Origin of the sequence: Cytobacillus pseudoceanisediminis (assembly GCF_023516215.1) — a bacterium.
In the GTDB taxonomy this organism is placed as follows: domain Bacteria; phylum Bacillota; class Bacilli; order Bacillales; family Cytobacillaceae; genus Cytobacillus; species Cytobacillus pseudoceanisediminis.
In genome coordinates this window covers 399,061-421,380 of the sequence record NZ_CP097349.1, presented here as the reverse complement: position 1 = coordinate 421,380, position 22,320 = coordinate 399,061, and the positions used below count along the sequence as shown (strand labels likewise).

Annotated in this window: 21 protein-coding genes and 2 pseudogenes; 3 read left to right on the top strand and 20 right to left on the bottom strand. The window is 39.2% G+C overall.

The features are described 5' to 3' along the window. Positions 1-52: 52 nt before the first annotated feature. From M5V91_RS02320 to M5V91_RS02295, 6 genes and pseudogenes are all read right to left on the bottom strand, one after another. Entirely contained in the window at positions 53-1,270 is a 1,218-nt protein-coding gene (locus M5V91_RS02320) for a tetratricopeptide repeat protein (RefSeq protein ID WP_284521699.1), read from the bottom strand. 35 nt (positions 1,271-1,305) lie between these two features. Continuing rightward, entirely contained in the window at positions 1,306-3,159 is a 1,854-nt protein-coding gene (locus tag M5V91_RS02315) for a tetratricopeptide repeat protein (protein ID WP_284521698.1), read from the bottom strand. Further along, a complete protein-coding gene (locus M5V91_RS02310; RefSeq protein ID WP_284521697.1) occupies positions 3,093-4,292 on the bottom strand; it encodes a C39 family peptidase in 1,200 nt (399 codons plus the stop codon). Before M5V91_RS02310 ends, M5V91_RS02315 begins: the two co-directional genes overlap by 67 nt. A 120-nt stretch (positions 4,293-4,412) precedes the next feature. Continuing rightward, entirely contained in the window at positions 4,413-5,390 is a 978-nt protein-coding gene (locus tag M5V91_RS02305) for a S66 family peptidase (protein ID WP_019379706.1), read from the bottom strand. Positions 5,391-5,518: 128 nt separating this feature from the next. Continuing rightward, positions 5,519-6,984 (bottom strand): annotated as a pseudogene (locus M5V91_RS02300) (NAD(P)/FAD-dependent oxidoreductase). Positions 6,985-7,212: 228 nt separating this feature from the next. Continuing rightward, positions 7,213-7,383, bottom strand: a complete 171-nt coding sequence (locus tag M5V91_RS02295) for a YjcZ family sporulation protein (RefSeq protein WP_009332599.1) — start codon at positions 7,381-7,383, stop codon at positions 7,213-7,215. 189 nt (positions 7,384-7,572) lie between these two features. Here M5V91_RS02295 and M5V91_RS02290 point away from each other — a divergent pair, with 189 nt between their 5' ends. Continuing rightward, positions 7,573-8,664 carry an SGNH/GDSL hydrolase family protein gene (locus M5V91_RS02290; protein ID WP_019379708.1) on the top strand — a complete coding sequence of 364 codons (1,092 nt, stop codon included), beginning with the start codon at positions 7,573-7,575 and terminating at the stop codon, positions 8,662-8,664. A 31-nt stretch (positions 8,665-8,695) separates the two neighbouring features. Continuing rightward, the gene (locus M5V91_RS02285; RefSeq protein ID WP_009332601.1) at positions 8,696-9,295 is read left to right on the top strand and encodes a DUF502 domain-containing protein; all 600 of its coding nucleotides are present in this window, start codon (positions 8,696-8,698) and stop codon (positions 9,293-9,295) included. A gap of 46 nt (positions 9,296-9,341) precedes the next feature. Here M5V91_RS02285 and M5V91_RS02280 read toward each other — a convergent pair whose 3' ends face one another. The 4 genes and pseudogenes from M5V91_RS02280 to rsgA form a co-directional block, all read right to left on the bottom strand. Further along, a complete protein-coding gene (locus M5V91_RS02280; protein WP_019379710.1) occupies positions 9,342-9,839 on the bottom strand; it encodes a PTS sugar transporter subunit IIA in 498 nt (165 codons plus the stop codon). Positions 9,840-9,857: 18 nt separating this feature from the next. After that, positions 9,858-10,298, bottom strand: a complete 441-nt coding sequence (msrB, locus tag M5V91_RS02275) for a peptide-methionine (R)-S-oxide reductase MsrB (RefSeq protein WP_251175465.1) — start codon at positions 10,296-10,298, stop codon at positions 9,858-9,860. Continuing rightward, positions 10,298-10,833 (bottom strand): annotated as a pseudogene (msrA, locus tag M5V91_RS02270) (peptide-methionine (S)-S-oxide reductase MsrA). Before msrA ends, msrB begins: the two are co-directional and overlap by 1 nt. Positions 10,834-11,009: 176 nt before the next feature. Beyond that, complete coding sequence (gene rsgA / locus M5V91_RS02265) at positions 11,010-12,038, bottom strand: ribosome small subunit-dependent GTPase A (RefSeq protein ID WP_284521696.1); 1,029 nt, start codon at positions 12,036-12,038, stop codon at positions 11,010-11,012. A gap of 340 nt (positions 12,039-12,378) precedes the next feature. On the opposite strand from rsgA, the gene M5V91_RS02260 reads away from it, so the two are divergent. Beyond that, the gene (locus M5V91_RS02260; protein ID WP_284521695.1) at positions 12,379-13,137 is read left to right on the top strand and encodes a DUF4397 domain-containing protein; all 759 of its coding nucleotides are present in this window, start codon (positions 12,379-12,381) and stop codon (positions 13,135-13,137) included. Between the two features lie 57 nt (positions 13,138-13,194). On the opposite strand, the gene M5V91_RS02255 is transcribed toward M5V91_RS02260, so the two are convergent. From M5V91_RS02255 to ilvA, 10 genes are all read right to left on the bottom strand, one after another. Next, positions 13,195-13,776 (bottom strand): YpmS family protein, encoded by a 582-nt coding sequence (locus tag M5V91_RS02255; RefSeq protein WP_009332609.1) that lies wholly within the window; start codon positions 13,774-13,776, stop codon positions 13,195-13,197. Continuing rightward, positions 13,766-14,389 (bottom strand): GDSL-type esterase/lipase family protein, encoded by a 624-nt coding sequence (locus tag M5V91_RS02250; RefSeq protein ID WP_284521694.1) that lies wholly within the window; start codon positions 14,387-14,389, stop codon positions 13,766-13,768. Before M5V91_RS02250 ends, M5V91_RS02255 begins: the two co-directional genes overlap by 11 nt. A gap of 337 nt (positions 14,390-14,726) precedes the next feature. Then, positions 14,727-15,308, bottom strand: a complete 582-nt coding sequence (locus M5V91_RS02245; protein WP_009332611.1) for an SCO family protein — start codon at positions 15,306-15,308, stop codon at positions 14,727-14,729. 158 nt (positions 15,309-15,466) lie between these two features. Continuing rightward, complete coding sequence (locus M5V91_RS02240; protein WP_284521693.1) at positions 15,467-16,390, bottom strand: nucleoside hydrolase; 924 nt, start codon at positions 16,388-16,390, stop codon at positions 15,467-15,469. Between the two features lie 139 nt (positions 16,391-16,529). Continuing rightward, positions 16,530-18,146, bottom strand: a complete 1,617-nt coding sequence (locus M5V91_RS02235; protein WP_026041551.1) for a sensor histidine kinase — start codon at positions 18,144-18,146, stop codon at positions 16,530-16,532. A gap of 249 nt (positions 18,147-18,395) precedes the next feature. Next, positions 18,396-19,241: a DegV family protein gene (locus M5V91_RS02230; protein WP_009332614.1), complete on the bottom strand. Its 846-nt coding sequence runs from the start codon at positions 19,239-19,241 to the stop codon at positions 18,396-18,398. 142 nt (positions 19,242-19,383) lie between these two features. Continuing rightward, positions 19,384-19,635 carry a DUF2535 family protein gene (locus tag M5V91_RS02225; RefSeq protein ID WP_019379714.1) on the bottom strand — a complete coding sequence of 84 codons (252 nt, stop codon included), beginning with the start codon at positions 19,633-19,635 and terminating at the stop codon, positions 19,384-19,386. Between the two features lie 89 nt (positions 19,636-19,724). Next, on the bottom strand, positions 19,725-20,462 hold the full coding sequence (tatC, locus tag M5V91_RS02220) for a twin-arginine translocase subunit TatC (RefSeq protein ID WP_009332616.1): 738 nt from the start codon (positions 20,460-20,462) through the stop codon (positions 19,725-19,727). A gap of 97 nt (positions 20,463-20,559) precedes the next feature. After that, positions 20,560-20,757 carry a twin-arginine translocase TatA/TatE family subunit gene (locus tag M5V91_RS02215; protein ID WP_009332617.1) on the bottom strand — a complete coding sequence of 66 codons (198 nt, stop codon included), beginning with the start codon at positions 20,755-20,757 and terminating at the stop codon, positions 20,560-20,562. A gap of 145 nt (positions 20,758-20,902) precedes the next feature. After that, positions 20,903-22,171 (bottom strand): threonine ammonia-lyase IlvA, encoded by a 1,269-nt coding sequence (gene ilvA / locus M5V91_RS02210; RefSeq protein WP_009332618.1) that lies wholly within the window; start codon positions 22,169-22,171, stop codon positions 20,903-20,905. Between the last annotated feature and the right edge of the window lie 149 nt (positions 22,172-22,320).

Genomic DNA, 22,320 nt, shown 5'->3' with positions numbered 1-22,320 from the left:
AAAATCTTTCTTAAAGAATATTCATATCTTTAAAATGAACCATTTGCAGGAATTAAAAAAACAGCCGGTGTAATCGGCTGTTTTTTTGGTTAAATAATGCTTTTTTCAGGTTCATCAGATCAATGTCTTCCTCTGCAAGTTCTTGAAAATATCCTTCTTCATCATGATGAAAGACATACTCAAGTTCTTCTTCAGCTTCTTTCAATTTATTTAAGATTGATAGATAGCAAGCTTTATTATATCTCGCTATCAAAAGATCAGGATCAATTTCAAGCGCTTCCTCCATTAGTTTTAGTGATTTTTCAACATCCTTTATTTTATGAAAAGAAATAGCCAGTTCAATATATAAGGAAGTATCATCGGTATGAAACTTTAATCCTTCTTCCATAATCTCTATTGCTTCTTCATACCGTTTTCTTTTATTTAATAATTGTCCGTATCTAAAATGGGCTTCTTTTTCATACGGATTTTCTGTTAACACCTTTCTTAAGATTGTTTCTGCCTGGGTGAATCGCATCCTGTGTGTAAATGCAACTGCCTTTAAGAGCATGAGATGTGTATCGTTCGGCTTTTCTTTTAGGCAGGCATCCAGCAGTTTTATTGCTGTGTTCATCTCTGCCGCTTCCTCAATGGGATCATTCCCGCCCGCCATATGGATCTGTACAAGCTGATAGGCTGTAATAAAATCCCAACCTTTTTCAAGAGAAGATTTCAGAACCTTTTTGGCATCCTCCTCAAGATTTACAGATTCATAGAATCCCGCAAGACCGATTGGTGCATTTTTATTAAACGGATTATGTCTGATTGAGGATTCATATAAGTCGATAATCACTCCAAACAAAGTGATCTGCTTTGTCTTCTCTCTCATCTTTTGAACAAACCTTCCAATGAAGGAGGAATTTTGATCAGCTTCCCAATCCACACCGCTTGCATGCTGGGCCAATGCATCAGCTGCCTTTAAGAATACCTGGCTTTTTTCCGTTTTTTCAGTTCTAATTTTCCCGAGGAATGCCGGAAGGTGTAAAATTTTATTGGTTTCGACAAATAGCACAATTAAAGTTTCATATATGTCTTCATCATCCCAATATTCTTTAATAAGTTCCTCCAGAAGCTTCCTAGCCTCTTTATATTTCTTATTCTCTATAAGCAATTTTGAATAGTGATGTTTTATTTCAGCTAATTGAGAATCCAGATTCAGGGCCTGCAAAAGACATTCCTCTTCCTTGATTCTGTCACCTGCAGCTCCATAAGCATAAGCAAGGCTATCCAATCTCCATGTTTCCAGAACTTCACCCTGCATACGAATTAATTTTTCAATAACCCCCGAAGCTCTTCCATGGATAGTAAGCTTGATAAATATTCAATATTAACTCTTAGAGGAGCCTTATCAATCAGCTTCAGCATATACTCTGCTTCCTTCAGTTCATTTCCTAAAATCCCATAGATTTGTGCAATGCGGCTATATGCCCCCTCTGTTTCAGGATTAAGATCAAGACATTTTCTAAATGCTTTAATCGCCGGTTCAAACTTTTCAAGTCTAAAATACGTTTCCCCCAGCCTGTAGTATGGAAAAGCTGTTTCATTTTCCCCGATGGCTCTTTTATAAAGGCTAATTGCTTCAGCATATCGCTCAGCACTTTCATATAAAGTGCCCGTATAGCATAGATAGTCAGTTTGAGAGTCTTCATCAGCCTTTGCTTCCAGAAAAGCGATTGCACGATTCACATAAGGCGACTCTTCTGCTATATTTACATATAGCTCCAGGGCTTCATTCAGATTTTGATCAACGTAGTTAAATCCCCTTTCAATTAGAGACATTCCTGCCTCCAGCAGGTGGGAATCCTTCAGGTCTTGTGCAAAGTCTGTAACCAGTTTGCCCCCATTTATTAAAAATTCGCTATCCTCACTGAAACGTTCTTCATGTTGTCTTATAAATTCTGCTGCTTCATCTGGCCTCTTCATTTCAGAGATAGCAAATGCATAACCCAGATAGGCAAAAACCTCATTAGGATTTTCTTCAATACAGGAGAAGTAAATACTCTCTGCTTTTTCATATTCCTCATGATCTTTGTAAAGATCACCCAAGCGAATTAAAATCTGCGGACTTCCTGATACCCCCGCTCCTTTCAGTAAAATCTCTTCAGCACGCATTTTATCTTCAAACAAATATTCATAGCAGTCGGCAAGAGCCAGATATGGATAAGAAATTTCAGCATCAAGGCTGGCTGAAATTATGTAGCCTCTTTCTGCTTTGCGGATTTTTCCTTCTGCCTGGTCAAGCTTCGCTCTCTCATACCATACATGCGCATCACCATGATCTTCACGAAGAAGCTGGCTGAATATCGAGCGTGCTTCATTGTACTTTTCCTGATCCGTAAGAATTATGGCATGATTTACTCTAATAAAGCGGTCTTGCTCATTTATATTTAGTGCAATGTCTGACATTTCTTTCGCATTTTCCGTCTCAGAATTATAGAGGAAGCACAGCGCAATATAACTCCAAATATAGTATTGGTCTGGGTCAAGCTGAAGGGATTTTCTGAAATAGCCAATCGCAGAATAGTATTGGTCCTTATACATCTGGATCCTTCCACTCAAATATTGGTATAATGGGCTAAAGGTTTTTCTATTGACAAGTGATAAAGTCTTTTCCGCTCGATCGATTTCGTTTAAACGTATATATGCCTGAGCTGCATACAGCTTAAAAAAGTCTGACTCAGGAAAAATGGCCAGCAGCTTTTCGGAACATTTAATAATGAATTCTTTATGTTTATCCCCGGAAAAAAATTTTAATGTATATATGAGCGTATAAGGCTCATTCATTGAAGAAGATAAAAAGTCTGCCATAGCAGGTTCACTTTTCATTATGTCTTCTTCAACCATTTCCGAAAGGGAGTGAAGTTTTTTATAATACAGGTGATCATCCATAGGCAGGAATTCAAGCTCCGCCTCTCTCTCTATTGGCACTGCCGCAATCGACAAAAAGTTAGTATTTACAGCAAGCTTTTGGAACTCCCCATAAGGAACATACATTGTATCAAGAAAGTTTGGATCTTGTACCAAATAAAAGCCAAATCGTTCATCAATCCCAATCATAACCTGCACATGTGAAGATGCCTCAAAGTCCACACTAAGGATGATGGGTATCCCCTGCTGCAATAATGCCTTATAACGCTCCTTTTCACCCGTAAAGAAACGGTATGCGAAACCTTTTTTTCAAGGTATTCCGCAGATGCAGACAGCTTTGAACCAGTCACATCAAAAATATGTTCAGCAATATCATCCTGAGTTTCCTTTTTACCAAAATAAGAAAAGAGCATTTCAAAGCTGGCAGGCACACAGTAATTGCTTTTCTGTACAATTGGATTGATTGAGAGCTTTACTGCATCACCTGTTTCAGAAAACCCCTTATCTCCTGAGAAAGGACCGTCCTTCATTTTCTTCTGAGAGATAAAGTGATGTAATTTTTCAAGTTCATCTTTTTGATAGTAGGAAAGAGCTCTAAGATGTTCAAAATAGCACTCATAGCTGTGAAAAGGAACAAGTCGATCGAGCTCACTCATTTCTGCTAGCATGTCCTCATGCAAGCCGAAATCTCTGTATCTGCGAATAAGCTCCAATTTTAATGCAGGCGCCTGCGGGTGGACTTCCATGCCTTCTTTAATCGTTTGAAGAGACTTTCCCCCTCCTCCATTTGATGCGTATAGATCTGATAACAAAAGATAACAAGCAAGTCCCCGTTCTTCATCTCTCAGGCCAGCAGTTAAATGAGATTCTGCCTTTGCACGGTCTCCTATCTGCAGATAATAAAATCCAAGTTTATCCCAGATTGGCTTTTCGCTGATCGCCTCCATTTCAACGAGCTTTTTCACTGCTTCTTTTGTTCTTTTTAACTCAAGAAGGCTATGTACTTCTGTAAATAAAGCACTTATCCTCAGCTCAGTTTCTGCTTCATGCGGCATCTTTTTCAAATATTCCGTTATAATATAATTTGCTTCCAGTGACCTTCCACTGTCAATTAACTCATCGCAATACCAAATGGCGGTTTGAAGTGTTTTAAAACGCCTGTGTGCATAGCGGGCAAGAAACCCGCTATATTGGTACATCACTCCACGGTCAAATAATCGAATGAGCAGCTTAAAATCTTCAACTGAAGATATTTTTGCTAATTTATTCTTAATAATTGAGAATTTTGATTTTTTCATATCTTCCAACTCATTAGCCAGAACATTCAGCGCCTTTAAAAACTGCCTGTCTTCTGCCAGGCCTTTTAGATTTTCCAGAATTTCCATTGTGCACCTCATTTGGGTATGATAGAAATATAATACAAACATTTACAGAGATTTACTACAGGAAATGGTTGTATTTTTTTCTTTGCATAAAAATACCCCGGCATATGATCCGGGGATTAATTATCTCTGTTCAATCCAAATTTCACTTTCAAAACCTTTTGCTTTTATTGCTGCCCTTCCTCCAATCGGGATAGTGGCATAAGGCTGTACATGGCCAAAATTCACATCAGCTATCACAGGAATGCCGTGAAGCTCTTTTTTTGACTCAATAATCTTTCTCAGTGCCTCTTCGGTAACCTGGGAATTCTTCTGAAATCTGCCAATCAGGATTCCTTTGATGCCTTGAGCATCAGGCAGGTGCAGGAGTGATTGAAGATCCCGATCAAATGTAAGAGCATGTGATTCCTCATCATCTTCAATAAATAAGATTGAATCCTTTAATGATGGCATGAATTCTGTCCCCTGCAGCAAATTAAGTGTGCATAAATTTCCTCCAATTAATCTCCCTTCTGCATCCCCTTCCTGGATTACCGTATACCCATTATTTTTGATGAAATGCCTGTCTTCCTGATCAAGATACCATGGATCATCACTCCAATCTGACGAAGCGAGGATTTCATAGGGAGCGTCATTGGTTACTGCATTAATAAAAGAATCAAGAGTGTACTCAAACCCATGTTTCACACCGAAGCTTGAAAAATGCGGGCCTGAATAGGTGATCAATCCTGTTTTTTTATAAATTGCTCCCTGCAGTGCCGTGATATCACTAAATCCGCAAAGTATTTTCGGATTGTTTTTTATTATCTCGAAGTCTATGTAATTCAAAAGCTGGTTGGCGTTATAGCCGCCAATCACTGTGAGGATCCCCTTTACATTAGGATCAGTAAAAGCATCATGCAAATCTTCAATTCTCTCTTCAATAGAAGTACTGAAAAACTCATCATGCAATTCTGCATTTTTGCCGTATGTTATTGTGAATCCAAGCTGATTCAGCCGTTCCTGGGCAATTCGCAATTGTTCGCCTTTTATGATGGCCATGCTTCTTGCCGGTGCAATGACCCGGATTTCATCTCCTGGCTTTAAACGCTCTGCAAGCATTATGTCCTCTCCTTTGCTCCTTTGAGCCTTGTTTATTTTTTTACATTTTATCAGATACAATCTCGTTAAGAAATGACTGTTTTTACATATTGAAAAAAGGCCAGCTTTTCAGCTTGGCCTTTCTGCTTTTATACTATTGCAGCTTCCCTTCTTGGTGCATTGCTTTTCTTTTCTACGATATCCCTTGCAATCCAGACTCCGCAAGCTCCCGCTTGTGCGAGACCTCTAGTGATGCCTGCACCGTCCCCGCCGACATAAAGGCCGCTAATTTCCGTTTCGAAACGGTTATTAAGTCTTGGGCGCGCAGAGTAGAATTTTGCCTCTACGCCATAAAAAAGTGTATGTTCTGATGCAAGACCAGGAGATACATGGTTTAAAGCCTCAGTCATTTCAATCAGGCTTTTCATTGTATTATATGGAAGCACAAGGCCTAGGTCGCCAGGTACCGCCTCTTTTAAGGTTGGCTCCAGGAAACCTTCTTTAATCCTCTTCTCAGTTGATCTTCTTCCTTTTAATATATCTCCATACTTTTGAACAATGATTCCGCCGTTTGAAAGGCTGTTGGCAAGCCTTGAGATTTCGTGTGCATACTCATTTGGCTTATCAAACGGTTCTGAGAATGTATGGGATACAAGCAGAGCAAAGTTTGTATTCGGGCTTCCCAGTTTAGGGTCTTTATAAGCATGGCCATTCGCCAGCATGATTCCGGAGTGGTTTTCCACTACGACATGGCCAGAAGGATTGCTGCAGAATGTCCGAACTCTTGTACCGACAGATGTATTAAATGTGAACTTTCCTTCGTAAAGATGTTTATTAATCTCTTCCATGACAATATTGGAAGTTTCGACCCGGACACCAATGTCGACTTGATTATTGATCATCTTTAAGCGGCGGGACTTCAGGAGGTTTGCCAGCCAAACAGATCCATCTCTCCCGGGTGCTACAACCACCTTATCAGCATGAACTTCATTTCCGGACTTAAGCTTAACCCCCATAATGCGATGGCCATCAGGCGTTTTTTCGGTTATAAGATCTTCAACCTCTGTCTTATAAGACATATCAATTTTTTCACGCAAATATTCATAAATGCTTTTTAGTATTTCAAGGTTCTGCTCCGTACCTAAATGCCTAACCTGTGCACGAAGAAGTTTCAGTCCCGCTGCATAACCGCGGCGCTCAATATCTCTCACTTCAGCCGTCATTGGATCTGTGATGCTTTCAGTTGCACCGTGTTTCAAATTAATTTCATCTACATATTTGATCAATTCAACAACCTGGGAATCAGGGAGATAATCTGTCATCCAGCCGCCGAATTCACTTGTAATATTGAATTTCCCATCTGAATAAGCCCCTGCTCCGCCAAAACCATTGGTGATTGAACATGCCGGCAAACACCCTGCATACTCTTTTCTTCCGCGGCCGGCGGGCATTTCTCAATCTTTTTCTGTAAAATCGGACAATTCCTCCGATAAATATCATGACCTTTATCAATTAATAAAATATTTGCTTCAGGCATTTTTAGTGTTAGTTCATAACAAGTAAATATTCCAGCCGGTCCAGCACCGACAACAATAACATCATAATTTGCATTCATCGTCCTATTCCCCCAGACGCATTATTCGTTAATTTCATCAACCCTAGGTAACTATATCAAACACTGAATAAATGGTCAATCTTTTTACGAACTATTTAATAAAATTAATCAATATTGTTCGGTTTTACAAAAGTTTATGTAAAATTCCGCGAATAAACCGCAATTGCTGGCCCCTTAACAAACTGAAGGCTGCTCCTAAAGAGCAGCCTCCACAAGATTCATTTTATATTACCAATTTCCACAGCAGCATGCTCCGATAATGATCAATAGAATGAACAATACGACGATCAATGCGAAACCGCCATATCCGCATCCTCCATATTGAGCACCCGCTACAGGATATCCATATCCTGGAAAACATTGGTCGTAGCCAGCACCAGCAACTGCACCTTTATACATTAATAATCACTCCTCAACAAGATTTCTTGGGCATTTTCAATATTAATGTATGTGCGGAGAACTTGACCCGCATGTGCATTTGCCCATTTTTATAAAAAAACGCTGAACTCCATTTTAAATCTTCCCCCATAGCCATTATTAGGGTACGATAACATTAAGGATTCAGAAAAGAAGCGGGGATTCAAACCAATGAAGAAAAGGAAGATCGGCATATATTTTTTTATCATCACTTTTATATATGGTTTGTATCATTTGTTTGATAGCCTATCTAAAGTTGAAGGGGCAAATCCAACTAACGTGTATCAAAAGTTATCATCAAAAGAGAATATCAATTACCTCATTATCGGGGATAGCATTGGCAGGGGGTCAGGTGCGACCTCCAAATCATCTGCATGGTTTACAAGGCTTGAGCGGCATCTTCATAGTGAATTTGAAATCAAAGCCAGAAGGCATTCTATAGTCCAAAGCGGTGCCACTGCCTTTGAAGGCTTATATAAGCTTCAGCAATCCGAACATTTAGGGAAAATTGATTTAACTTTTATCGTGTTTGGGGAGAATGACCGCAAATATATGGATGAAAAGCAATTTTCATATTTCTACGAAGGGCTTATCCGGAAAACCAAACAGCTCTACCCTGATACCGAGATCATAACCATTACAGAAAATCCGCTTGATAATGAAGCATTTGTCCAGGCCATTTCTGTTATTTCTAATCACTATGGCGCAAAAAATGTGGATATGAGAAAGCCGTTCGGACAATCCGGATTGCCTGCTCAGGAACTGACAAAGGATATGGTCCATCCAAATGATGAGGGCTACAAAATATATGCAGATACACTAATAAAGAAAATAAGAGAATTAGCCGGCAGTCATGCAGAAATTGCTGAACTTTCTGCCCCCATTCATGAAAATGCGGATATTGAAATAGCATCGATTCCTCATGTAACGGACATATCGGGTTCATTTATTCACAAAGACGGCATTTGGGAGAGCAGCAAGGCGGGTGACAGTCTTGAATATCAATTTAGCGGCCCCTTCCTAGGCGTCAATATGATTCGAAGTGAAAAAGGCGGAAAGATGGATGTTTTTATAGATGATGCATATATCACATCTTTATCCGCTTGGTGGCCATTAACTAAAGAGCGATACCAGTATATCATTAGCGGCCTTGATCACGGAACGCACCATGTGAAATTTATTGTATCGGATGAAAAATCAGTAAACAACAGCACGAACGATGCTGTTATTCAAATTTCTTCCATCCTGAGCAGATCAGAATAGGAAGGTTTTTCGTTCGATTGAGGAGAAATTCATGAAAAGTTTATTAAAGAATTTTATCAATGGGATTCTAACAATTGTGCCCATTATTTTAGCAATATTTGTTGTGGTAAAAACCTTTTTGTTTTTAGACAGCATTTTGGGGAATCTCTTAAAGCCTTATTTAAAAGATGATTATATCCCTGGAATCGGACTAATAGCTACACTTATCCTGATTACTTTATTAGGATGGCTTTCCACCAATTTCCTTACAGGTTCCATTATTAAACTTGTGGATCGAATGCTGGAAAGAATTCCTCTTGTTAAAACGATTTACACAGTCATTAAAGATACTGTCCATTCCTTCTTGGGTGAAAAGAAATCTTTCTCAAAAGTAGCATTGGTTACAATCCCTGGGACCGAAATGAAGAGTCTCGGGTTTATTACTTCAGAAGAATTGGAAGAATTTTATGACCCGCTGAAGGAATATGCGGCTGTCTATGTTCCGCAGACTTTCCAGGTAGCCGGCTTCACATTCTTAATACCAAAGGATCAAATCGAGATCATAGATGTTAAGCCGGAAAATGCAATGAAATTTATTCTATCTGGAGGAATGACCTCGAAGGGAGTTCCGGAAAAGGACCGGAGTTTTTAAGAAATAATCAGAAAAAGCCGCCTAAAAATTAGGCGGCTTTTTCTAATTATTTTGCAGTAACAGTCATAATCGTAGATGTCCCTCTAGCCACAGGTCCCTCCACACTCTTCTCAAGAGAAGCGACCTGGTCGCCATTAGTGACAATGATCGGAGTGATAGTGCTCTTTGCCTTTTCTTTAACTAGAGCTAAATCAAAAGTGACAAGCTTATCCCCTTCACTGACCTTTGATCCTTCGGAAATATGGGTCTCAAACCCTTCCCCTTTCATCGAAACCGTTTCAAGGCCTATATGAATTAAAATCTCTGCACCATTCTCAGCACGAATGCCAATTGCATGCTTGGTAGGAAACACTTGAACTACTTCTCCATTTACCGGGGAAACAACCACCCCTTCTGCAGGTTCGATTGCAATACCGTCCCCCATCATTCTTTCTGCAAATACAGGATCAGGCACGTCTTCCAGATTAACTGCCGTGCCTGTCAAAGCAGCCTTAACCTCAATTGCTTTAACTGCTTCCTTTTTGCCAAATAATTTCTTAAACATAAAAACACCTTCCATTTCTTAGTTTGCATCATTAAATAATTGCAGAAATTCTTTATAGCCTTCTTCCTCCAGTTTTTCCTTAGGAATAAACCTTAGTGCAGCAGAATTAATGCAATAACGGAGGCCCTCAGGTCCCGGCCCATCATCAAAAACATGACCAAGATGAGAATCGGCTGATTTGCTTCTCACTTCCGTTCTAACCATAAAGTGGCTGCGATCTTCTTTTTCCACAATTTCTTCATCCTGTATGGGCTTTGTGAAGCTTGGCCAGCCACATCCTGCGTCATACTTGTCTTTTGAGCTGAAGAGAGGCTTGCCGGAAACAATATCGACATAGATTCCCTCTTTAAATTCATTCCAATATTCATTGCGGAATGGCGGCTCCGTGCCATTATTCTGAGTGACTTCATATTGCATTGGATCAAGTTTCTGCTTTAAATCTTCTCTATTTTTTGCCATTATCTTTCACCCCAATGCTTATTAATAAATGCCTTTCTTCCAGAGCCGGATTGATAGGAACTGTATCTATCCGGATTTTTTTGTAATAATGCTGATGATAGTCTTCTGCAGGATAAAAGTCTGAAGCAGGCAGAATCCTGGTAACTATCGGTTTCGTAAATGGTCCGGTTTCTTCAAGCTTTTGTTTGGATTCTACTGCTGATTGCTTTTGTTTTTCATTATGATAGAAAATCGCTGTCTGATATGATTGGCCGCGATCATAGAACTGCCCGCCTGCATCTGTTGGGTCAATCTGCTGCCAATATAGTTCAAGAAGCTTTTCATATGGGAAAACCACAGGATCAAATGTAATTTGAACTGCTTCGTAATGACCAGTCGTTTCTGAACAGACTTGCTGGTAAGTAGGATTTTTTACATTCCCTCCGGTATATCCGGATATTACTTCTTTAATTCCAGGCTGTTCATCAAAAGGTTTTACCATACACCAAAAGCAGCCTCCTGCAAATGTTGCCTTTTCAAATAGTTTCTCTGTCATTTACTCCACCTCTTTCCGGCACTTTTCTATCTTTTACTTTTTCCCTTAGAATGATAATTTAAAGCTATATACATAAGATTAATGAAAAGATTCCTTATATGCAAAAGAAACCTCTTTAGCGAAGAGGTTTCTGAGGTTTATGAATTTTCACATTCTTTTGTTCTTTGCTCCGGCACTCACTTTTTCCAGCGTTTGCGTTCTTCAGATTGGGCTCTCTTATCCTGCTTTCTGTCCAGATAAGCGAGTTCCTTGAGAAGCTTTTTATAGCTGTTAAGACGTTCCCCTGATATGTCTCCATCCTCTATCAACCTATGCACAGCACAGCCTGGCTCATTTTCATGTGTACAGTCCCTGAACCTGCAGTTTTCAGCGGCTTGCTCAATATCTGTGAAGCTTTCAGAAAGCCCATTTTCACTTTCCCACAGCTGAAGCTCTCTCATTCCTGGAGTATCAATTAATATGGCACCGTCAGGCAGCAGGATGAGCTCCCGATGGGTAGTTGTATGCTTTCCTTTATCATCACTAATCCTAATATCCTGGACTTTTTGCTTATCCTCGCCAAGAAGGTAATTTGTAAGAGTGGATTTCCCTACGCCTGAAGAGCCGAGTAAGGCGATTGTTTTTCCTGGCTCTAAAAAAGGCTTAAGCTGGTCTATTCCCTTCTCTTCAATGACGCTGATTGAGATAACAGGAACACCCATGGCGACACTATCCACATCAGCAAGCTGATCCTCCAGATTTTCACAAAGATCAGCCTTGGTAAGAACTATAACAGGATTTGCCCCGCTTTCCCATGATAAAAGCAAATAACGTTCCAATCTCCTTAAATTAAGATCCTCGTTAAGAGAATTAACAAGGAAAATAGTGTCTACATTGGCTGCTACAATTTGCTCTTCAGTATTCATCCCTGCAGTTTTCCGTGAAAATTTGCTTTTTCTTGGAAGGACAGCATGAATCGTCCCTCGCTGTTCTCCTGCCCTTTCTTTGATGACAACCCAGTCACCGACAGCAGGATAATCTTCCCTTGAAGATGCACTGAAAGAAAACTTCCCTGATACTTCGCAAAGCATTTCAGAGTTATCTGTCCAAACGCGATACATTCTTTTATGCTCTAGTGCAACACGGCCAATTTGATAATCTTTATCTTCATACACTGAAAAAGCCTCTTTAAAAAAGTTATTAAATCCAAATTTATTGATTGTCAATGTTTGTTCCTCCATGCTTATAGAAATTTAATTTACATACAAAAAACCATAGGCAATCAGCCCATGGTTTAATAATGCAAGGTTCAATAAGCAGTGGAAAACTAACTGTTCCGCTCGATTAAACGATCTCCATTTGGGCTGTGCCTGAATTTTTTACAATGAACGTATTTGCATAAATTTCTCTTTTCATAGCACATCACCCGCTTTCGTTTATTTGTTTATATTATATGGAATATTGCACCAGAAGTAAAGCCTATTTTTTTCTCTACTTCATTTTCCCCATGTGGCATTCATCCAGTCAGAAGCATATGTTATTGGAGCAGATTTAGGAGGGAGAAGCATGGCTTCAGAGAGAAATCGGCAATGGTACTTCCAAAGAGCAGCTAAGTATGATCTTCTTTCGCAGTATTTTAAATATATTGATCCTGCACAGCATATTGCTTATTACTATAAACATTTACATTGCCTGAATCAGGCTTTTCAAATAATGCGGACACAAAACCAGCAGCCTTCTGAGGGACAGCAGGCAAAAGTACGGATCTTTCATGGTTCACCTGATGCCGGTCAGGTTGATATTTATGTAGACGGTACGCGTATTTTGAAGGACTTCCACTATAAAGAAGCAAGCGGCTATGCTTCCCTGCCAGCCGGCAAGCATCAGATAGACATATATCGAGCAGGCAATATGGTGTCCACGCTTCTAAGCAGAAAAATCATTGCTGCCGCAGGTAAGGCTTATACAATTGCTGCCGCAGGAATTGCATCGAAATTAAAGCTTGTTATTTTAGAAGACCACCATGAAGTGCCTGCTGGAGAAACAAAAGTCAGATTTGCCCATCTTTCAGCTGATGCTCCTGCGGTTGATATCGCCGTAAAAAACCGGGATGTCGTTTTTCCCAATATCGCTTTCAGGCAGGCAAGCAAATATCTGGCCTTAACTCCAATGACTGTCGACTTGGAAGCAAGGATTTCAGGCACCCCCAATGTAGCCCTGGCAATTCCTCGGATGCAATTTCAAGCAGACCAGGCTTACACCCTATTGGCTGTAGGTTCTGTTGCCAATGAGCCTGTGCTTGAAGCAATTCTGATTCCAGACTAATGGGTTCAAATACCCATTAACAGAAAAAGGAATCCTTTGCGAAAGGATTCCCTTTTCTCATTTAACCGGCACAAGAAGGGTAAAACGAATATCATCCTGCTTTAAATTAAATTCATCCACTTTTACTTTCACATCACTTTTCAGCTTCATCTCCTGCAGCGACACATAAATTCGTTCTTTCTGCGGCTGGATTGTGACCCCTTCTGGAACCTTGTAGCGGTCTTTTACCAGCTTTAGGACATGTGATACAGGAAGATTCAGCTGCCCTACAGATATGGACTTTTGCTGGAGGACAACATCCCCATTCTCCAAGGCTTCTGGTTCAAATGATAATTTCATTTGCAAATCCTGGCTGAAAAAAGGGATTGTGCCATATAAATCAACTTCATCATTCAAGAGAACTTTATAATCTATTGCCCCTGTCAGTCCTTCTTTTTCAAGATAGTGGTTAATGACTCTATTCAAGTCTTCTTTATTGGCTTTTATGTTAAAAGGAACATAATTATCACTATTCTCGGTGATCGCTGTATAGCCTTCATCATCTGCCGGCATGCTGATAAAAATAAACAGCACAATTAAGATGAGTGCATTAATGACCAGCAGCGCAAAAAACAGCTTTTTCCATTTGCTATCTTTCAATAATCTTCTCTCCATTTCCTTCTGCTTTCCTTTTATACGGAATTTCTTTCAGAACTTCTTCTGTGAGGATTTGATGAACTCGGTCAGCTATTAATTCATATCCTTTGTCATTTGGGTGAAAATAGTCTGTATATAAAAGATTATCATCGGTATTTTCGAAAATATCATCTATTTCAACAAAATAGGTTCCCGGATACTTTTTTAATATTGTCTGGCTTGTGACATTCCAATCTTCAAGAATATCATTTATTTCCGTTATTTCGGAAAACCATTTTAAGAAGGGATTATATAATCCTATTAAAATGATTTTACTATTAGGGTTTACCTCTTTAATCGCATCTAAAACATCAATCAGATTCTGCTCATATTTTTTCTTTTCCTTAACAAAAGCTCTCAGCTTTAGGTTTGAAAAATTCTCGCGGACTACTTTCATCACATCATTTCCGCCAATGGTTATGATGACCGCGTCTGCACTCTTCACAACATCTTTTACTTCTTCAGTCCCTAGCTTTTTCAATAATTGATCGGAACGATTGCCTCTTACTCCAAAATTATAAAAAACAGCGTCTTGCACACTTTTGTCTTTTTCCAGTGACATTTCAAGATATGGCACGTAGCCTCCGCGTTCAGTACTGTCTCCAACCCCTGGGTTAAAGAGTCCCCTACTGCAGCAACAGTAATATTTCTTGGAAAAAAGTCGAAGGGAATCTCCTCTTTAAGTGCAAGTTTAGATTCTTTTTCAGAATGAATGATTTCGCTGTTGTTTGAGGAACTGCAGGAGGCGAGAAGAAGCATGATCAAAAAGATGAAGGTGAATTTTTTTATCATACTATCACCTGCCTATATAATTCAATCATATTATAACATGTACTTTACTATTAAAAAGAATTAGCTTTTGCCCGGAAGGTTCCCGGGCTTATCTGAAAAGAAAAATAGACCTTTTCCAAGGTCTATTGCAAGGCTTTAATATCATTCATTATTTCATCTAATGGAATTTCATTAAGACCGGTATAATATTTCATTACATTGCCGTTCTGGTCAACAAGGTAAAAATCAGTTCCATGGATAACCTGATCGCCTGTTTGCGGCTTTTTCACAATGGCTTTGAAATATTCCATAGCATACTTTTCAATTTCTTCCTGGGAATAGCCGGTCAGAAAATGCCAATTGGTGAAATCTGCATTGTATGTTGATGCAAATTCCTTTAATACCTCCGGTGTATCAACCTTGGGGTCAACACTGAAAGAAACAAATTCGATATTTTTAATGCCTTCCTTCTTAGCCAAATCCTGAAGCTTCTTCATATTAGCTGTCATTGGCATACATACATCTTCACAGTTAGTAAAAATAAAGTCCGCAACCCATACCTTGCCTTCAAGATCCTTTAAACCAATTTCCTGATTGTCCTGATTTGTATACTTAAAATCTGCAAGTTCCCAGTTTAACGCATCCTTTATGCCACTCTGTCCACATGCTGAAAGGACTAAAAGCATAAAAACTGAAACGATAATGGCAAAAACTCTTTTTCTCATACATTCACCTGCTTTAATTAGTTACGATGCTAATTTTAGCAAATATTCTTGAAAGAAGAAAGAAGTACTTGTGACAAACTTGTGAATAGAAGCTTTTGCCTCTTTTTTAAGAAATAGCGGGATAAGCCGGAAGCATCCGCATAAACACATTTTTCCTTTTAGGGTGTTTTCGTTTTATGATTGGTCATTATCTCATAAAATTTCCTGATAAAACTTGAATAATTAAATTGTACAGCAATCCGATGAATCCGGTATTTCATCTTATCTTCAGGAGGTGCATTCCTAAAATCTCCAATGCTCTGGCCGAACGCCTCCCCTCTGTTGACAATTATTTTTACCGGGACTTCCATATATTGAATTTCAGCTTCTTCTAGCATTGCCCAAAAGGTTAACAAATCGTGCAGGGGACTGCCGCTTATGCCAGGGGAGGTTCCTTTATAAAAATGAAAATAATAATCAACCATAGGCTTAATAAGCAAGCCTACTTTATTTTGTACAGACTGATAATAAGCATCAAGGGCGTCGACAACAGCTGGTGTAATGATTGCAGACATCGTTACATCCAAAGGAAGAATATGAATTTTCTTCGGTGCATTCGCAAACACGACATTGGCCGCATATGGATCACCATAAAAATTTGCTTCAGCTACCGGAGTCACATTGCCAGGAACATTAAATGCCCCTCCCATTATGTAAAAGTCACTGACTTTACTCATGAGTCCAGGGTAAAGAATAAATGCCGCAGCCAGTGATGAAAGCCTGCCTACATTTACTATAATTATATCATTTTCATACTTCTGGATCAGGTCTTTGAAATCATCAAAATTTTCAAATATGTCATTGGAATTCTCCAGATTCGGCACAATCGGGCCGAGTCCCTCTATACCGTGGACGTCAGGATAATACACCGGAACTTCCCCGGTTAATGGCAAAACAGCTCCGCTGAATACAGGAATTTCCTTGTGTCCAGTTACTTCTTGCAGGTATGCAGCATTTCGGATGGCATCTTCCCTTGATACATTTCCATAATCAGCAACAATCCCCACGATATTGATTTCTTCTGAGAAAAAGGCAAAGATCACCGCAACAAAATCATCTATTCCAAAGTCACTGAATAAAAGGACATTTTTTTCTTCAACCCTACACCCCCATAATTCATTTTATTCGGGGGATAAACAAGAATGGCAAATATTTTCAATTACAGGATAAAGCTCTATAAATCTAATCAATTGCCAGCGGAATGAATATCCGGAATACCGTTCCTTTTCCTTTTTCACTATTAACCTCAATACGTCCCTTCATCCGGTCGACAATTTGGTAGCATACCAGCAGGCCCATCCCAGTTCCCTTTTCTTTCAAAGAATAAAAAGCGGTTCCCAATCTATCCATTTCTTCTCTTGTCATACCAATCCCGGTATCAGAAATTTCAAAAACACCATATATACCTTCAGTGGATACCGAAAGTGACAAACAGCCCCCATTTTTCATGGCTTCAATGCCGTTTTTATAAATATTGATCAAAACCTGCTTTAACTCACTGGCATTCCCTTGTATCCATATACCTTCAGATATCTCGGAAGCAACAGATATATTTTTTGACATCATGGCATAAGAGTTCATTAGATCAATTACACCGGCAGCAAGTTCTCCGGCATTAATTGCCTCTACTTGTTCTATATCAGGTTTGGCAAGGGATAAATAATCATTTATGATTGTTTCCGCCCTATCCATCTCATCAATCATAAGCTTTATGTACATTTTTTCTTCTTCGGTCATTTCTTCCTTAGCCAAAAAAATTTGTAGAAATCCTTTTACTACCGTCATTGGGTTTCTGATTTCATGTGCCACCGAAGCAGCAAGCTGGCCAATTGCGTTCATCTTTTCAGCTCTTTGCAGCTCTTTAAGAATCTTTGTCCTTTCCATGATATGCTCCATTTCCCCTATTGCTTCTTCAAAGCGATGTGAAGAGGGAGTATTCCTTGGCACTGTCCCAAATTGCTCGGAAGTGGCAGACAGTCTTTCAAAAAGGATAGCCAGCCGGGTGGTCATAAAGTTAAATCTCTCTGAAAGAATGCCTAAATCTGCTTGATTAGAAGGCTTTAACTTTACGTTAAAGTTACCGCTGCTGACTTCTTTAAAACCTGAAATAATATCATTAATTGGCTCTAATACTTTTTTAAGACCCCGTTTCAAAACAAAATATACTAAAAAGATAATGATTAAAAATAAGCCTGATAAATAAAGGGCTAAATCTCTTTGAATCGATTTCAGCACAGCAGCATCAATATCGATACATAATATGGCAATAATATTTCCTTTAGAGTCCACAATAGGTGAAAAGGCAGAAATCCAGGTGCCAAACTGATCCTGATAAACCTTACTGGATGCAGTACTTCTCTTCTGCACAGCTTCCGTTAAACCATCTATAAAATCGTCACTTGCCGAATAAAATGAAAATGATTCCAGGCCCATTTCTTTAGAGCTTTTGGAAGTTACTAATAACTTTACCGAGTTATCATCACTTTTTTCCGGCATCAGCAGTGAAGCATTTGAATAGGCTGCCTTTTCATTTACCAATGAAATAACATGTTGCAGCCTTTTATAAGCCGGATCGGACGGATCCTGATATTCCTTTACTTTTTCAACATCTTTGTACTCTATAACAGAGCTCCAAAGAGAAGCCATGTCAGTCACTCTATCTGTAAGCTGCTTCTCCAGATGCCGGGTTTCAACCATAAAGCTGATGCCTGCTGTAAAAACTGTGACAAAGATAGAAATGAGGAAGGAGAATAACAGTACTTTTCTGAACAAAGGCAGATTTTTTATTTGATCCTTCATATAGCAGTCACCGATTCCTTATATTCTAAGTAGCTATCTAACCTTTTTCGGCAAAATTCTGCTGAAATCCTCTAAAAACGCCAAAGTTTTAAAAGTGCAGCATTTATATCCTGGTCAAAAACGGAAGGCCCTTGATCGGGTAGGAGCTGGATGCAGATAATTTTTCATCAAAGTTATTCACATCGTTATATTTTATAAATTCCTAAACTGCAAAAAAACGCATAGCCTGATAGCCATGCGTCCGTTTTATTAATCTTCCAGATGATACATAAATCCAATTGCTCCTGGTCCCGTATGTGTACTGATAATTGGAGTTGTTTCTTCGATTTCAATTTCTGCAGCAGCATCCAGCTCTTCAATCATTTTCTTCAGTTTAGAAGCTAACTCAATGCCTTCTGCATGGACAAGGCCTACACCTTTTATTGTTTTCCCTTTGATATCCTCTGCAAATTGCTTGGCCAAATACTTGGCCACCTGGGTATGGCTTCTTACTTTGGCAACTGGTGTGTATACACCGCCTTCAAGCGAGGCAATTGGTTTTATATTCAGCAAGGACCCGATCATGGCCTTGCCTTTGCCGATTCTTCCGCCTTTCACAAGATTTTCCAGCGTATCTACTACTACAAATAATTTAGTATTACTGCGAATGGTTTCCAGCCGGCTGACAATTTCCTGAATACTTTTCCCTTCGCTGGCCATTTTTGCAGCCTCCAATACTTGAAAAGCCAGTGCTTTGGATATATATCTTGAATCAACCACTGTAACATTTGCATGTGACATAGCTGCTGCACTTTCTGCTGATTGAACAGTACCGCTCATTCCGCCAGTCATATGAATAGAGAGAATATCATAGCCTTGGTCACCAAACCTGTCATACACCTCAGCTAATACTCCTGCAGGAGGCTGGGAGCTTTTAGGCAACTCGTCCGCTTCTTTCATTTTTCTCATGAATTCAGATGGAGTAATATCAACCCGGTCCAAGTATGTATTACCTTCTATGTGAATAGATAGCGGGACAACTTCAATATCGAATTTTTCAATCAATTCGCTGGATAGGTCAGCTGTAGAATCTGTTACAATTTTAATTTTAGCCATTATGCTTTCACTTCCCCTGGATTAACAATTAGTTCATATTATACATTTAAGCAAAATACAAATAAAGCGATAAATATAAAGCCTTTATTTCTCCTCCTCAAGTGGCCAAAAAAATACCGGCTGGCTGCCGGCATCAAAGTTGTTAAGCGTTATTTTTTAATTCTGGAGTCTTAAAAATCTCTTCATAGACGGGCCACTTTAAAACTCGCTTTAGATATTCTCTAAATGAATGGTTCTTAAGTGTTTTCTCATTGGCGTTAGTGGCCGCAATAAAAGTTTTCAAACGGACTTGGATCATAAAATAATAAGGGCTATCTTTTGCCAATACAGGAATTTCAATAATTTTTACCTTCTGTCCAACAGCATTTTTGAACTCTAGGCTTTTAAATAGCAAAATATCAATCCTCTTTTTCACCCGTTTGTTTATATTATACCCCAAATACGGCTCGAAATGTGTCTGATTATGCTATCTGATTAATTTTTTTAAGAAGATGCCTCTCCTGAATTCTCTGCCTTTTTCAGCTTTCTTTTGTAAACAATTTTAGATAAGTTGATGCTTATTTCATAAAGCAGAAGCAATGGAATAGTGACAAGAATATCAGACATGAAGTCAGGAGGTGATATAACAACTGAAATCACGACAAGGACAAAATAAGCATACTTCCTGATTTTAGTAAGCACATAAGGATTAATGATTCCAAGCGAAGTCAGGAACATGATGACTACAGGGAGTTCAAACAAAACTCCAAAAGGCAAAGTCATATTTAGGACAAAGCGGAAATATTTATCCGCAGTGAAATTAGCCTCAAACATTTCTCCACCCAATTCAACAAGAAAACTCAATACTGTGGGGAAAATGACAAAATAGCCAAAGCAAAGACCAATAATGAACAATATAAAAAGCGCCGGCACATAAGAAAGAGAAATCTTCCGCTCAGCGGCTGTCAGGGCAGGCTTGACAAAAAGCCAAATCTGCAAAGCCAGAACGGGAATTGTTCCTGCAACTGCAATGACCGTAGCAAGCATAAAGTAAACCCAGATAATATCACTTGGACCCAGGACAATCAATTTGACGTCCAGGTCTCTTACCAGCCATTTATAAATATCCTCCACAAAAACAAAGCCTGCAATAAAAAACAGGATAAATGCTGATGCCGTTATAATGAGTCTTTTTCTTAATTCATCTAGATGTTCGACTAAATTTAACTCTTTTTCTTCCATATAATTCTCCTGCTAATTTTATAAAAAACCAGGCTATGGCCCAGCCTGCTGTATCTGAAACCAAAACAAAAAGGTGCAAGAAGTATATCCTTACACCTTATTTAACCGTTTTTTTCTTAGAATCCTGTTCAAATTCTTCCATTACGTCACTCGTTAAATCACGGGTGGATTTTTTGAATTCTCTAAGTGTTTCACCAAAAGCACGGCCAATTTCCGGCAGTTTTTTTGGTCCGAATATGATTAACGCTAAAACAAGGATTAAAATTAATCCCGGAACACCAATATTTGAAAGCATATTCACATCTCCTTTTAAGTACTTCCCATCTGAATCTAATACGATTATAGTACTTTTCAAAGGAAATGTCACAGATATCATCAAAATTCATATTTCAGTCACAAATCATAGTAAATAATATGAAGCTGCCAAGTCATCCGGGTGCTTATACCAGCAGATGAAAAAGGTTACTGTCTTTGTTTATCTCTTTGTATGAAAATCCTTTTTTATTCATTCTTAAAATGAGGTCACTATAGTCCTCTTTATGCTTTAACTCAATTCCCACAAGGGCTGGACCATTTTCTTTATTATTTTTCTTCGTGTACTCAAAACGTGTAATATCGTCTGCCGGGCCAAGAACCTCGTCAAGAAACTCTCTTAATGCTCCGGCACGCTGAGGGAAATTCACAATAAAGTGGTAAAGCAGGCCTTCATAAAGCAAGGACCTCTCTTTTATTTCCTGCATTCGTCCAATATCATTATTGCCGCCGCTGATCACACATACGACATTCTTTCCTTTAATTTGCTCCCTGCACATATCAAGTGCGGCTATTGGCAGCGCACCTGCAGGCTCAGCCACAATCGCATGCTCATTATATAATTCAAGGATCGTCGTACACACTTTCCCTTCAGGCACCATGAAAATATCATCAACAAGCTCATTGCAGATTTCATAGGTTTTTTCACCGACACATTTTACTGCCGCTCCATCTACGAACTTATCAATTTCCTCGAGAGGCGCTACTGCTTGAGCCCTGATAGATTCACTCATCGATGGTGCTCCTGCCGGTTCTACTCCAATCATCTGTGTTTCCGGTGATATACTTTTTATGTAAGTGCTCAGTCCGGCCATTAATCCGCCTCCGCCAATACTCGCAAAAACAAAATCTGCAGGCTCTTCACAGTCGTTAAGGATTTCCACCGCTACTGTCCCTTGTCCTGCAATCACCATTTGATCATCAAATGGGTGAATAAATGCCCTGCTTTCCGCCTCTGCACATTTAAGAGCTTCGTAATAGGAATCATCAAAGGTATCTCCTACGAGAATGATTTCCACTGAGTCCCTCCCAAACAGCTCCACCTGACTTACTTTTTGTCTCGGTGTGGTTGCCGGCATAAAAATTTTTCCCTGGACGCCAAGATGCCTGCATGCATAGGCAACTCCCTGTGCATGGTTCCCAGCACTTGCACAGACAACACCATTTTCCAGCTCCACCGCAGTTAAAGATTTAACTTTATAGTAGGCACCTCTTAATTTAAATGAGCGGACATGCTGAAGATCTTCTCTTTTCAGATAGACATTGCACCCATACTTTTCTGATAGACGTTCATTTTTCTGTAAAGGTGTATGGGCAACAATATCCTTTAGCTGCTGGTATGCAATCAAAATATCTTCCAACTGCACCCATTTTTTTGTCATTACCTTCTGTTCCATTTTGCCACCCTCTTCTTTACAAGTTATTAATTTGTACATTATACCATGACAAATCATGATTTCAATCGGGTTTTTTTTAAAATTTACATTTTTCGAATTATTTTAAGGATAGAAATCGCTGAAACTGACATATAATAAGCAAAAGCTAA

Bases quoted from the DNA above. Each gene is read 5' to 3' on its own strand.
- M5V91_RS02310 (WP_284521697.1), bottom strand. From the start codon at position 4,292: ATGGAAATTCTGGAAAATCTAAAAGGCCTGGCAGAAGACAGGCAGTTT.
- M5V91_RS02305 (WP_019379706.1), bottom strand. From the start codon at position 5,390: ATGCTTGCAGAGCGTTTAAAGCCAGGAGATGAAATCCGGGTCATTGCA.
- M5V91_RS02295 (WP_009332599.1), bottom strand. From the start codon at position 7,383: ATGTATAAAGGTGCAGTTGCTGGTGCTGGCTACGACCAATGTTTTCCA.
- M5V91_RS02290 (WP_019379708.1), top strand. From the start codon at position 7,573: ATGAAGAAAAGGAAGATCGGCATATATTTTTTTATCATCACTTTTATA.
- M5V91_RS02285 (WP_009332601.1), top strand. From the start codon at position 8,696: ATGAAAAGTTTATTAAAGAATTTTATCAATGGGATTCTAACAATTGTG.
- M5V91_RS02280 (WP_019379710.1), bottom strand. From the start codon at position 9,839: ATGTTTAAGAAATTATTTGGCAAAAAGGAAGCAGTTAAAGCAATTGAG.
- msrB (WP_251175465.1), bottom strand. From the start codon at position 10,298: ATGGCAAAAAATAGAGAAGATTTAAAGCAGAAACTTGATCCAATGCAA.
- M5V91_RS02260 (WP_284521695.1), top strand. From the start codon at position 12,379: ATGGCTTCAGAGAGAAATCGGCAATGGTACTTCCAAAGAGCAGCTAAG.
- M5V91_RS02245 (WP_009332611.1), bottom strand. From the start codon at position 15,308: ATGAGAAAAAGAGTTTTTGCCATTATCGTTTCAGTTTTTATGCTTTTA.
- M5V91_RS02235 (WP_026041551.1), bottom strand. From the start codon at position 18,146: ATGAAGGATCAAATAAAAAATCTGCCTTTGTTCAGAAAAGTACTGTTA.
- M5V91_RS02230 (WP_009332614.1), bottom strand. From the start codon at position 19,241: ATGGCTAAAATTAAAATTGTAACAGATTCTACAGCTGACCTATCCAGC.
- tatC (WP_009332616.1), bottom strand. From the start codon at position 20,462: ATGGAAGAAAAAGAGTTAAATTTAGTCGAACATCTAGATGAATTAAGA.
- M5V91_RS02215 (WP_009332617.1), bottom strand. From the start codon at position 20,757: ATGCTTTCAAATATTGGTGTTCCGGGATTAATTTTAATCCTTGTTTTA.
- ilvA (WP_009332618.1), bottom strand. From the start codon at position 22,171: ATGGAACAGAAGGTAATGACAAAAAAATGGGTGCAGTTGGAAGATATT.